The organism is Cellulomonas sp. S1-8, from assembly GCF_026184235.1.
In the GTDB taxonomy this organism is placed as follows: Bacteria; Actinomycetota; Actinomycetes; order Actinomycetales; family Cellulomonadaceae; genus Cellulomonas.
In genome coordinates, this window is sequence record NZ_CP110806.1 from 2,418,531 (window position 1) to 2,430,594 (window position 12,064).

Genomic DNA, 12,064 nt, shown 5'->3' on the forward strand with positions numbered 1-12,064 from the left:
CCGCGACGTCAGCGGACGGCGCCGGTCGGCCCCGCGAGCACGTCCCGGGGCGACGTCCAGGCGTACCCGTGGGCCTGCGCGACCGCCTCGTTGAGCAGCCGCCCGTCGTGCGTCGTCAGGCCGCCCGCGAGCGCGGGGTCGGCGCTCAGCGCGGCCTGCCACCCGAGGGCCGCGAGCGCCGCCAGGTAGGGCACCGTGACGTTGGTGAGGGCGCGCGTCGAGGTCACCGGGACGGCGCCGGGCATGTTGGCGACGCAGTAGAGCACCGAGCCGTGCACGCGGAACGTGGGCTCGTCGTGCGTCGTGGGGCGGGTGTCCTCGAAGCACCCTCCCTGGTCGACGGCGACGTCGACGAGGACCGACCCCTGCCGCATGCGGGCGACCAGGTCGTTGCTGACGAGCCGCGGTGCGAGGGCCCCGGGCAGCAGGACGGCGCCGATGACGAGGTCGGCGTCGAGCAGCTCGCGCTCGACGGCCCACGTGGACGACGCGACGGTGCGCACCCGACCGGCGAACAGGTCGTCGAGCTCGCGCAGGCGCGGCAGGGAGACGTCGAGGACGGTGACGTCGGCGCGCATGCCGACGGCGATCTGGGCGGCGTGCGTGCCGACGACGCCACCGCCGAGCACGACGACCTTGGCGCCGTCGACGCCGGGCACACCGCCGAGCAGGACCCCGCGGCCGCCTTCGTTGCGCATGAGGTGGTAGGCGCCGACCTGCGTGGCGAGCCGTCCGGCGACCTCGCTCATGGGGGCGAGCAGCGGCAGGGACCCGTCGGTGTGGCGCACCGTCTCGTACGCGATCGACGTGGTGCCGGCGGCGAGCAGGGCGTCGGTGGCGGGGCGGTCCGCGGCGAGGTGCAGGTAGGTGAACAGCGTGAGGCCCTCGCGCAGGTAGGCGTACTCGGCGGCGACCGGCTCCTTGACCTTGCACACGAGCGGGGCCGACCACGCGTCGGCGGCGGTGGGGACGATGCTGGCGCCCGCCGCGCGGTAGTCGTCGTCGTCGATCGCGGAGCCGTGGCCCGCACCGGTCTCGACGATCACCTCGTGCCCGGCGGCGACGAGGTGCTGCGCGCCCGCGGGGGTGAGGGCGACGCGGTACTCGCGGTTCTTGGTCTCGCGCGGGATGCCGACCTGCATGGCGGGGTGCTCCTGTCCGGACGTCGGGCGGTGGTGTGGTGCCGGTCACTTCTGAGTGTGAAGTTCGTGTGTTGCGAGCGCATGACGACGGGATGTTGTTCGGTAGCGTGGGGCGATGTCCGTCGATCGTTCGTCCTCTCGCGCTCCCGCCCCCCTCGCGAGCCGAAGCGCGTTCGGCGATCTCGACGACGTGGACCGCGCTCTGCTGCGCGAGCTCGAGCGGGACGGCCGCATCTCCAACAAGGACCTCGCCGCGCTGGTGGGGGTCGCGCCCTCGACGTGCCACGCGCGGGTCGCGGCGCTGCGCACGCGCGGCGTGCTGCGCGGCTTCCACGCGGTCGTCGACCCCGAGGCGGTCGGTCGCGGCCTGCAGGCGATCTGCGCGGTGCGGCTGCAGGCGGGGGCGCGTCGGCAGCTCGGGGCGTTCGCCCGCGAGCTCGCGGGACGCCCCGAGGTGCGCGACGTGTACCTGCTGGGCGGGTCGGACGACGTGCTCGTGCACGTCGCCGTGCACGACTCGCGTGCGCTGCGCGCGTTCGTAGTCGAGCACCTGAGCACCCGGCCCGAGGTCGCGCACACCCAGACGAGCCTGGTGTTCGAGCACCTGCACGCACCGACGACGGCGGGCTGACCCTGTGGCCGGCGCGGTGCACCGCAAGGCCCGGACGAACGCACCCGCGGGCTTCTTCGCGTGCGAGGCCGCGGGGCTGCGCTGGCTCGCTGCCGCCGGGGGTGCGCCCGTCGTCGAGGTGCTCGACGTCGGGGACGACCACCTCGACCTCGTCCGGCTGCACCCCGTCCCTCCGGACGTCGCGGCCGCCCGCGCGTTCGGCGCGGCGTTGGCCCGCACGCACGACGCGGGCGCGCCTGCGTTCGGCGCCCCGCCCGACGGCTGGCCGGGCGACGGCTGGTTCGGGCCTCTCGACGCCCCCCTGACCCTGGCGGCGGGCCGGTACGACACGTGGGGCGCGTTCCTGGCGGACTGCCGGATCTCCCCCGTCGCGACGGCCCTGCGCGCGGCCGGGCTCACGACGTCCGCGGACGACGACGCCGTCGACCGGCTGGTGGGACGGCTGCGCTCCGGCCGGTGGGACGACGACGAGCCGCCCGCCCGCCTGCACGGCGACCTGTGGCAGGGCAACGTCGTGTGGACGGCCGACGGCGCCACGCTGACCGACCCGGCGGCGCACGGCGGGCACCGCGAGACCGACCTGGCGATGCTCGCGCTGTTCGGCCTGCCGCACCTGCACGACGTCCTCGAGGCGTACGCCGCGGTGCACCCTCTGCGACGTGGGTGGCAGCACCGGGTGGGGCTGCACCAGTTCTACCCGGTCGCGGTGCACGCGCTGCTGTTCGGCGGCGGCTACGTCGCGCAGACGCGTCGGCTGCTCCACGCGGCGGTCGACGCCTGACCCCGTCCGACCGCGGCCGGCGGGCCGTGGCCAGGTCCTGTGAGGGCTTGGTGTGGGCCTGCCGGGCCCTGGTCGTCCGCCCAGGTCCGCGAGTTAACCTCTCGTCACGCTGCAGAACCACCCCCCGTGTGCCGACAATCACGGTGGACCGCACTGCACCACCGCCCCCGGAGGTCACCCATCGCCAGGCCCATCGTGCTCGTGCACGGGACGCGCACGTCGTCGGCGATCTGGGACGCCCAGGTCGAGGCGATGCGCCGCAGCGGGCACCCGACGGTGGCGATCGACCTGCCGGGCCACGGCTCACGCGCCCACGAGCGGTTCACGCTCGACGGCGCGCTGGCGGCCATCGACGGCGCCGTCGCGTCGTGCAGCGAGCCCCCGCTGCTCGTGGGCCTGTCCCTCGGCGGGTACACGGCCCTCGCGTACGCCGGCCGGCACGAGGACCGCATCGCAGGCGTCGTGCTGGCGGGCTGCTCGACCGAGATCCGCGGCAAGCCCCTGTCGCTGTACCGCCGCGCGTCGCACCACGTGACGCGGTGGTTCGGCCTCGGCCAGGGCTCGTGGCACGTCGTGTCGGACATGCTCTCGGCCATGGCCGGGTACTCCCCCCTGCGGGACCTGCGTCGCCTGCTGCTGCCGGTGTGGCTGGTCAACGGGCAGCGCGATCCCCTGCGGCTCGACGAGCGGCGCTACCTGCGTGCCCTGCCGGGGGTGCGCCTGACCGTCGTGCCGCGGGCCGGGCACGACGTGAACTCGCACGCGCCGGCGGCGTTCAACCGCGTCCTGCTCGACGCGCTGCACGAGCTCGCCGCGCACACCCACGGGCACGCGCACCGCCTGTCGCGCGTCTGAGTCCGCGCCGCTACCCTCGCCGGGCGCCGGAAGGAGCCGGGCGTGGAGCGGATCGCGGTGCTGTCGGACGTGCACGGCAACATGACGGCCTTCGACGCGGTGCTGCGGGACGTCGACGCCCGCGGCATCGGCACGGTGCTGAACCTGGGCGACGTGGTCGGCAAGGGGCCGCGCGGCTCGGCGGCCGTCGCGCGCAGCCGTGAGCGCTGCACCCTGACCGTGCGCGGCAACTGGGACGACTTCCTGCCGCGGCCGCAGACCGTGCGCGACGAGGCGCTGACGTGGTGGTACGAGGAGCTGACGCCGGACGACCGCGCGTGGCTGCTCGGGCTGCCGCTCGTGCACCACCTCGAGCTCAGCGGGCGCCGGATCCGGCTGCTGCACGCCTCGGCTGGCAGCGTCCACGTGCGCGTGCACTTCCACCACACCCCGCAGGAGTTCGCGGGCATGTTCGCCACGACCGAGCTGACCGGTGACGGCCCACCTCCGACCATGGTCGGCTACGGCGACGTGCACGACGCCTACGTCGAGACGTTCGAGGGTCGCACGCTGTTCAACGTCGGCAGCGTCGGCAACCCGCTCGACGAGCCGACCGCGTCGTACGTGGTGCTCGAGGGCGAGCCCGGCGGGGACCCACGCGCTCCGTTCTCGCTGCAGATCGTCCGCGTGCCGTACGACGTGGAGGCGGAGATCGCCGTGGCCGCGACCTGCGGATGCCGCACCGCGAGGCCTACGCGATCGAGCTGCGCACGGCGATCTACCGCGGACTGCACGCCGAGCGAGGGCTGCGCGCGGACGACGTCTGACGGGCGGGCGTCGCCGGCGGGCGTGGCCGGCTCAGCGACCGTCCGCGCCGAGGAACGTGCGGAGCGCCGAGACGAACGCCTCCGGCTGCTCGGAGTGCACCCAGTGCCCGGCGCCCTTGAGCGTCACGAGCGTCGTGCGCGGGAACAGGCGGCGCATCGCCGGGTCGTGCTCGGGGCGCACGTAGTCGGACCTGTCGCCCGCCACCCACAGCACCGGGTGGTCGAACGTGGCCTCGCCGACGTCGGGGAAGCCACCGACCGCCGCCAGGTCGCGACGCAGCAGGTCGAGGTTGGCCTGCCAGCGGAAGCCGCCGTCGCCGTCGGCGCGCAGGTTCTGCAGCAGGAAGCCGCGCACCCGGGCGTCGGGGATGCGCGCCGCGAGCCGCTCGTCGGCCTCGCCGCGACGGGCCAGCGTCGTCAGGTCGACGGCCGCGAGGCTGTCCAGCAGGTGCGCGAACTCGCCCACCGAGCCGCCTGCGGCCGGGGCGATGTCCGCGACCACCAGCCGCCCGACGAGCTCCGGGTGCCGCAGCGCGAGGACCATCGCGACCTTGCCGCCCATCGAGTGCCCGACGACGTGCACGGGTCCGTCGGCGGCGGCCCCGGCACGCAGGTGGTCGGCGACGAGGTCCGCGGTCGTCGTGTAGTCGAACCGGTCGGTCCACGCCGAGCGGCCGTGGTCCGGCAGGTCCAGCAGCAGGGACCGGTACTCGGGCGCCAGCGCCTTGGCGATCTGCGCGAAGTTGCGCCCTTGCCCGAACAGCCCGTGCAGGAAGACGACCGGGGCACCGGACTCCCCCACGGTCGTGCTGCTCAGGGTGCCCGCCGCGCTGGTGCTCACGGTCACCGAGCCTAGGTCCTGCGTGCTGCGCCGACCCGACGACGCCACGCCACCCGCTCACGCCGCACCCCGTGCCGCCCCCCGTGCCGCCCAGGGCAGATCCGCCCTGGGCAGCGCGGCCCCCGCGACGGGTCCGCGGCGGCGCAGGGTGGACGCATGAGCACACAGGCACCAACCCGACCCTCCGACGACGAGCTGCTGACCCGGCTCGCGCACGAACGCATCGTCGTGCTGAGCACGGCGCTCGACGAGCACACCGGCCACCGCCTGGCGGCGCAGCTCTTCCTGCTGGCCACGGAGGACCCCCACGCCGACATCACGCTGTGGATCAGCTCGCCCGGTGGGTCGGTCCCCGCGATGCTGGCGATCCACGACGTCATGCGGCTGATCCCCAACGACGTGCGCACCGTCGCCGTCGGCATGGCCGCGAGCGCCGGGCAGTTCCTGCTGTCGGCCGGGACGCCGGGCAAGCGGTACGCGCTGCCGCACGCGCGCGTCCTGCTGCACCAGGGATCGGCGGGCATCGGCGGCACCGCGGTGGACGTCGAGCTGCAGGCCGACGAGCTCCGGCACACCCGCGACACGGTGCTGGGCCTCATCGCGCAGCACACCGGGCAGGACGTCGCGCGCGTGCGGGAGGACTCGTTGCGTGACCGCTGGTTCACGGCGGCCGAGGCGCTGGAGTACGGGTTCGTCGACGCGATCGCGACGGGCCTGACGGACGTGCGGCCGGCGGGCACGCGACGCACGGTCGTGGGCAGCGGTGCGGCGGGGTTCGGCGCATGAGCGGCTACCTGGTGCCGAACGTCGTCGAGCGGCGCGGCAACGTCGAGCGCTCGGTGGACGTGTTCAGCCGGCTGCTGTCGGAACGGATCGTGTACCTGGGCACCCCGATCGACGACGGCGTCGCCAACGTGCTGGTCGCGCAGCTGCTGCACCTCGAGGCCGACAACCCGGACCTGCCGATCCAGCTGTACGTGAACTCGCCCGGCGGGTCGACGTCGGCGATGCTCGCCGTCTACGACGCGATGCAGTACGTGCGCCCGGCCGTCGAGACGACGTGCGTGGGCCAGGCCGCGGCGGACGCCGCGGTGCTGCTCGCGGGCGGGGCCGCCGGGCGCCGGGCGATCCTCGCGCACGGTCGCGTCGTGCTGCACCAGCCCACGACGCGCGGCGAGGGCACGATCCCGGACCTGATCCTGGCGGCCGACGAGGTCGTGCGGGTGCGCGCCCAGCTCGAGGAGGTGCTCGCCCGGCACACCGGCAAGGACGTCGCGACGCTGCGGCACGACACCGACCGCGACCTCGTCCTCACCGCCGAGCAGGCGGTGGCGTACGGCATCGCGGACCACGTGGTGACGTCGCGCGGACGCTGAGCGGGTCGGGCCGGGCGGGCGCCGGCGCGGCCACTCAGGCGGCGAGCAGCGTGCCCGTCCGCGGCGCGCCGGCCGGCGCCCGTCCGTGACCGGGGCGTGAGGAGAGCGAGCGCACGACCTGTCCTCGGCGGGTAGCGGGCGCGTCGAGCGCGTCGACGAGGCCCTGGGCGAGGTCCACCAGGGTGAGCCCGAGGGCGTCGGTGAGGGCGGCGAGCACCTCGGAGGACGGCTCCTTGAGCCCGCGCTCGACCTCGGAGAGGTACTGGGGCGACAGGCGCGCCCGGACCGCGACGTCGACGAGGCGCAGCCCGCGCTCCTCGCGCGCGGCCCGCAGCAGCGCACCGATGGTGCGCCGCCAGGCGGACGGGCGGCGCACGGGGACCAGCGGGACGACCTCGTGCTCCATGACCCGAACCTATCGACGGCGCAGGGCCGCGCGGGAGGCGATCCGCCGACAGCAGAACGGGCGACGCGCGCCCGAGGTGTCGCGAAACCCCGCACCCCCCGGGTGACCTGCCCGCGACCGGGGCGTCGGGTCACAGGTCGTGCTCGGCGAGCTCCCGGAACTCGTCGGGCACGGTGCGCACGCGTGGCATCGCCGTCGGCAGGTACCCGACCGCTCCGGACCCGAAGCGGGCACGCACGGCGTCGACCGAGCGGTCGACGGCCCACCGCGCGGCGCCGGGTGCCGACCCGGGGCGGCGCGGGTCGTCCGTGAGGAGCGGCAGCTCGAGCTGCAGCGTGGACTGCTGCACCAGCCCGGAGACCTGGACCGCGAGCAGCGTGACCTCCGGCTCGGGCTGCGCCTGCTCGCGGATCGCCTGCCAGACCAGCTGCTCGGCGACCTCGGTGAGCGTGAGCGTCGTCGCGACGGGTCCGGGCAGCGTCAGCGAGCGCGTCACCGACCGCATGCCGGGGAACCGCACGCGCACGGTGACGGTGCGCCCGGCACGGTCCTTGGCGCGGAGCCGCCCCGCCACGCGGTCGGCGAGCTGGCTGAGGACCTCGCGCACGAGCTCACGCGTCACGGCCTGCCGACCGAGCGCGGACTGCGCCCCGACGGACCGGGCACGCCCGGCACCGGAGACGCGGCGGGGGTCCTCGTTGTGCGCGAGCGCGGACATCCGGGCGCCGACCGCGCGGCCCAGGACCTGCTCGACGGCACCCGACGGCGTGCGCGCGAGCTCCCCGATCGTCGTGATGCCACGCTCGGCGAGCCGCGCACGGGCGACCGGCCCGATGCCCCACATCAGCCCCACGGGCAGCGGGTCGAGGAACTCGCGCTCCCGCTCGGGCTCCACGACGACCATGCCGTCGGGCTTGGCGACCTGCGACGCGATCTTCGCCAGGTGCTTGGTCCGCGCCGCGCCCACCGAGATCGGCAGCCCGATCTCGTCCCGCACGCGCTGCCGCAGCAGCGCGGCGATCCGCGCGGGCGGGCCGAACAGGTGGGTGGAGCCCGCGACGTCGAGGAACGCCTCGTCGATCGAGATCCGCTCCACCGCGGGCGTCACGTCGCCGAGGATGTCCATGACCCTGTCGGCGAGCGGCTGGTACTCACGGAACCGCCCGGGGACGAACTGCAGCGAGGGACACAGCCGCGCAGCACGCCAGCCGGGCATCCCTCCGGCGACGCCGTACGCCTTGGCCTCGTACGACGCCGCGAGCACGACCCCGCCGCGAGCGCTGCCGCCGACGGCGATGGGACGCCCGCGCAGGCGGGGGTCCAGCAGCTGCTCGACCGACGCGTAGAACGCGTCGAGGTCGGCGTGCAGGATCGTCGCACCGGACATGCACCCGAGGCTACTCGAACACGTGTACGAAGGGAACGACGCGCCGGCCCCTGCTCGGCGCGTCGTCCCCTCGTGGCCCGTCGGGTGTCAGGCGGCCTCGCACGACACGGTCGCGCCCCCGCCGTTGCCGGTGCCCTGGAACCCGAAGCTCGTGCTCTGCCCGGCCGCGATGCTGCCGTTCCACGGGGCGTTGCCGAGGGTGACGGTGCCGCTGGTGGCCGAGCCGGTCCGCACGCTGCTCCACGTGTTGGTCACCGCCGCACCGCCCGGCAGCGTCAGTCGCACGACCCAGCCGTTGACCGACGACCTCGCGGCGACGGTGACGTTGGCGACGAAGCCCTCACCCCACTGGCTGGCGACCTGGTAGGTCGCGGTGCAGGCGGACGTGCCCGACGTCGGGGTCGGTGTGGGCGTCGGGGTGGGCGTCGGCGTCGGCGTCGGGGTGGGCGTCGGCGTCGGCGTCGGCGTCGGCGTCGGGGTGGGCGTCGGGGTCGGCGTCGGGGTGGGCGTCGGCGTCGGGGTGGGCGTCGGGTCGACGCCGAGCGTGAGGTTCTTCTGCTGCACGGTCCACTGCGTGCCGCACAGGCCACAGTTCTGCCCGACGAACGTCCGCCCGGCCTGCGTGTCGCCCTTGAGCTGCCACCGGAACCACTGCTGCGCCACGCGCCCGAACTCACCGCCGTTGGTCTCGTGGTACGTGCCGCCGTGGCCGACGTTGAGGTTGCCCATGAACGCGGGCAGGCCCGCGGGCAGCTTGCCCCAGTCGTCGATGGCGTTCGGGTACGCGATGTCGCTCGGCCCGCCGATCACGTAGACGATGGGGTGGTCGAGCCGCCGCAGCTGGTAGTCGTCGGCGTCGTTGAGCAGGCCGCTGCTGAAGATCCCCGTCGTGGTGACGCGCGGGTCGCCGGAGACGGCGTACGCCTCGACCCCGCCGCAGGAGAAGCCGGCGACGCCGATCTTGCTCGTGTCGAGCCGGTTGTAGAACGCGCTCTGCCCGCGGCCGTTCTCGGCGACCGCCCAGTCGATGGCCTGCGTCAGCCACGCCGACGTGGACGACCCGGAGCCGTTGGGGCGGCCGTTGGAGATCACGAGGAACCCGTGCGAGGCGATCTCCTTGAGGAAGTTCACGGCCGACGTGCCGTTCGCCGAGCAGGCCCCGTTGCTCCACACGACGATCGGCATCCGCGCCGTGGGGAGGTTCGCGGGCCGGTAGATCGTGTGGTTCGGCAGCGCGCTGGACGTCTCGTAGTCCGCCGGGTTCGGGCCGGAGCCGCCGGGCGCCGCGGTCGCGGGCGTCAGCACGGCTGCGCCGACGAGCGCGCCGACGGACACCGCCGCGACCAGCGCGGCGCGGGTGAGGGTGCGTCGTCTCATGGGGCTACCTCCGGGTGGTGCGCGGCTGCGCGGGACGGTCGTGCGTGTGCACACTCACCGTCGCTGCAGTCACGACACATGTCCAGCGTCTCGCCACGAGCGCGACCGGTACGAATCGTTTCCGCTGCTCGCCTGCCTGCCTGCCAATGTCAGCGTCGCCCGCCGAGCGGTGGTGCGCTCGGGTCTTCGGCGGCCACGTAGTGCGTCACCCACGCTGCGGCCTGCGGCCACGACGGCGACATCAGCTCGACCAGCCGCTCCTGCGCGAGCGGTCCGAGCGCGGAGTGGACCTCCAGGAACGTCGCGCGTGCCTCCGCCCGGGGCCACGGCGTCGGCAGCAGCTCGTCCGGCAGGTCGGGGTCCACCACGCTGAACCGTCGCCACGCGTCCATCAGCGTGGCGCGGGCGACGAGCGCGTGCGCCGGGCCCACCGCCCCGGCCCGCACCGCGGCCAGCAGCGCCGCGTGCTCGGCGACGAACGCGCGGTAGGCGGACGCCAGGCTCGCGAGGTCGTACGCCGCCGCGGGGCCGCCCGGGCCCGTCGCGCCCTCGAACCTGGAGTGCATGACCGACCACCGGGCGCCCGGGACGCCCGCGAGCAGGCCGTCGAGGGCCGCGCGGACCGGGTCCGGGTCGGGGTCCGGGTTGATCCAGACGCTGTCGTACAACCGCGCGAACCCGAGCCCGCCGAGCACCTTGCGCAGCGCGTGCCGCTGGGCCTGGCGCGACTCGGGCAGGGAGTACGAGACCACGAGCCACTCGCCGTCCCACGTCCGCGGGACCGCACCGAACGCGAGGAAGCGGTGCATGGTCGACCGGTGCCGCGCGATCGCCGAGGCCGTCACGTGGTAGAGCGGCGTCCGGCCCTCCCGGCGCACCGCGACCAGTCCGCGCCGCACCAACCGGGACAGCGCCGCACGTGCACTCCCCGGGCTGATCCCGAACTCGTGCAGCGCCGCGACCACGGCCGCCGACGGCAGCTCGGCGTCGGCGGAGTCGAGGTACTCACCGAGGACGGTCGTGAGCAGGTGCTGCGGGTTGGGGCCCGACTGCACCCGCGGCGCGTCGACCTCGTCCCCCGCGGCATGCCTCTCCACGGGGGTCAACCTAGCCGTGCTCGCGGATCACCCCGCGTCGCGGTCGCCGGCGGACGCGCGCACGTCGGCCTGCTCGTCGTCGTCGTCCGCAGTCGGCTCCGCCTCGTCGTCCGCGGCGTCCAGCTCCTCCATCGGGGGGTCGAGCGTGCGCAGCCGGGCGAAGACGGCCCAGGCGACCGCGACGAGCGGCACCGAGATCACCGCCCCGAGGATGCCGGCGGTCAGCGTGCCCGCCGTGACGGCCAGGGCGACGACGATGGGGTGCAGGGAGACCTGCTTGCCCATGATCAACGGCTGCAGGATGTGGCCCTCGAGCTGCCCGATGAGCGCGATCCCCACACCGACGAACACCGCGGACCACAGGCCGTTGGCGGCGAGCGCCACGATCATCGCGACGACCATGGCGGCGGGTGCGCCGATCAGCGGGATGAAGGCGCCGATGAGCACCAGCACCGCCAGGGGCGCAGCGAGCGGCACCCCCAGGACCGTGAGGAGCAGGAAGGCCAGGACGCCGTCGGCCAACGCGATGAGGACGGTGCCTCGCGTGTACCCCGAGAAGGTGTACCAGCCGGCGTCGCCGGCGGTCTGCCACGTCGCCCGCGAGCGCGCCGGGAGCTGGTTGAGGAACCACGTCCAGATCTGGTCGCCCCGCGCCAGGAAGAAGACCGAGCAGAAGACCGCCAGGGCCAGCGCCGTGAACGCGATGGCCACGGACCCTGCGCTCGCCGCGGCCTGGCCGGCGAGCGTGCCCGCGTGCTCCTGCACCCACTGCAGCCCGTTGTCGATCCACTCGGCGATCTGCTCGCTCGTGATCGTGAACGGCAGCGCGCCGCTCTCCAGGAAGTCGGTGATCTGCCGGATGCCCGACGCGAACTGGACGCTGAGGTCGTTCCACTGCGTCGCGATCGAGTAGCCGACGTAGGTGAGCATGCCGAGGAAGAACAGGATCCCGCCGAGCAGGGACGCCGCCGTCGCGATGCCGCGCGGCATGACCTTGTCCAGGACCTCGACCAGCGGGCGCAGCACGGCCGTGAAGACGAGCGCGAGGAACAACGCGACGAACACCAACGTGACCTGCGACGTGGCGTAGAAGACGACGACCACGGCCGCCAGCACGACGAGCAACCGCCACGAGACGCCGGCCGATCGGCGCAGCCACCGGGGCGCCGTGTCGTCGCGCCCGACCACCGCCGGGTTGCGCCGGCCACCTGCGACGCGGCGCGCGGCAGCGCTCACCCCAGCCGCGGAACGCGCGTCCGACATGTCGGCCATGCTCCGACCTCCTCGCCGTGGTGGCATCGTCAGGTGCAGTCTGCCCCCCTGGTCAGGCGCGTGCGCGGCGACGGGCCGATGCGAGGTCGGCAC

At 74.7% G+C, this 12,064-nt stretch carries 12 protein-coding genes and 1 pseudogene; 6 read left to right on the top strand and 7 right to left on the bottom strand.

Annotated features, from left to right (window positions below; all coding sequences use genetic code 11):
* Positions 1-8: 8 nt before the first annotated feature.
* Positions 9-1,142, bottom strand: a complete 1,134-nt coding sequence (gene ald, locus OKX07_RS10860; protein WP_265628095.1) for an alanine dehydrogenase — start codon at positions 1,140-1,142, stop codon at positions 9-11.
* Between the two features lie 190 nt (positions 1,143-1,332).
* Between ald and OKX07_RS10865 the strand changes: the two genes are divergently transcribed.
* The 4 genes and pseudogenes from OKX07_RS10865 to OKX07_RS20415 form a co-directional block, all read left to right on the top strand.
* Positions 1,333-1,773, top strand: coding sequence for an Lrp/AsnC family transcriptional regulator (locus tag OKX07_RS10865; protein WP_265628096.1), 441 nt, complete (start codon positions 1,333-1,335; stop codon positions 1,771-1,773).
* A 4-nt stretch (positions 1,774-1,777) separates the two neighbouring features.
* Entirely contained in the window at positions 1,778-2,554 is a 777-nt protein-coding gene (locus OKX07_RS10870) for a fructosamine kinase family protein (RefSeq protein ID WP_265628097.1), read from the top strand.
* 195 nt (positions 2,555-2,749) lie between these two features.
* The gene (locus OKX07_RS10875) at positions 2,750-3,409 is read left to right on the top strand and encodes an alpha/beta fold hydrolase (RefSeq protein ID WP_265628098.1); all 660 of its coding nucleotides are present in this window, start codon (positions 2,750-2,752) and stop codon (positions 3,407-3,409) included.
* A gap of 81 nt (positions 3,410-3,490) precedes the next feature.
* Positions 3,491-3,964: pseudogene (locus OKX07_RS20415) on the top strand (metallophosphoesterase family protein); the annotation flags it as partial.
* A gap of 282 nt (positions 3,965-4,246) precedes the next feature.
* On the opposite strand, the gene OKX07_RS10885 reads toward OKX07_RS20415, so the two are convergent.
* On the bottom strand, positions 4,247-5,056 hold the full coding sequence (locus tag OKX07_RS10885; RefSeq protein WP_265628099.1) for an alpha/beta fold hydrolase: 810 nt from the start codon (positions 5,054-5,056) through the stop codon (positions 4,247-4,249).
* A gap of 156 nt (positions 5,057-5,212) precedes the next feature.
* On the opposite strand from OKX07_RS10885, the gene OKX07_RS10890 reads away from it, so the two are divergent.
* Together OKX07_RS10890 and OKX07_RS10895 are read left to right on the top strand one after the other, a co-directional pair.
* Positions 5,213-5,842, top strand: coding sequence for a ClpP family protease (locus OKX07_RS10890; protein WP_265628100.1), 630 nt, complete (start codon positions 5,213-5,215; stop codon positions 5,840-5,842).
* Positions 5,839-6,432, top strand: a complete 594-nt coding sequence (locus OKX07_RS10895; protein ID WP_265628101.1) for a ClpP family protease — start codon at positions 5,839-5,841, stop codon at positions 6,430-6,432. The genes OKX07_RS10890 and OKX07_RS10895 overlap by 4 nt, the downstream gene beginning before the upstream one ends.
* A gap of 34 nt (positions 6,433-6,466) precedes the next feature.
* On the opposite strand, the gene OKX07_RS10900 is transcribed toward OKX07_RS10895, so the two are convergent.
* From OKX07_RS10900 to OKX07_RS10920, 5 genes are all read right to left on the bottom strand, one after another.
* Positions 6,467-6,838, bottom strand: coding sequence for a helix-turn-helix domain-containing protein (locus OKX07_RS10900; RefSeq protein ID WP_265628102.1), 372 nt, complete (start codon positions 6,836-6,838; stop codon positions 6,467-6,469).
* A 130-nt stretch (positions 6,839-6,968) separates the two neighbouring features.
* Positions 6,969-8,225: a DNA polymerase IV gene (dinB, locus tag OKX07_RS10905; protein WP_265628103.1), complete on the bottom strand. Its 1,257-nt coding sequence runs from the start codon at positions 8,223-8,225 to the stop codon at positions 6,969-6,971.
* Between the two features lie 87 nt (positions 8,226-8,312).
* The gene (locus tag OKX07_RS10910) at positions 8,313-9,602 is read right to left on the bottom strand and encodes a cellulose binding domain-containing protein (RefSeq protein WP_265628104.1); all 1,290 of its coding nucleotides are present in this window, start codon (positions 9,600-9,602) and stop codon (positions 8,313-8,315) included.
* 149 nt (positions 9,603-9,751) lie between these two features.
* The gene (locus tag OKX07_RS10915) at positions 9,752-10,699 is read right to left on the bottom strand and encodes a PaaX family transcriptional regulator C-terminal domain-containing protein (protein WP_265628105.1); all 948 of its coding nucleotides are present in this window, start codon (positions 10,697-10,699) and stop codon (positions 9,752-9,754) included.
* 27 nt (positions 10,700-10,726) lie between these two features.
* Positions 10,727-11,962: an AI-2E family transporter gene (locus OKX07_RS10920; RefSeq protein ID WP_416220876.1), complete on the bottom strand. Its 1,236-nt coding sequence runs from the start codon at positions 11,960-11,962 to the stop codon at positions 10,727-10,729.
* Between the last annotated feature and the right edge of the window lie 102 nt (positions 11,963-12,064).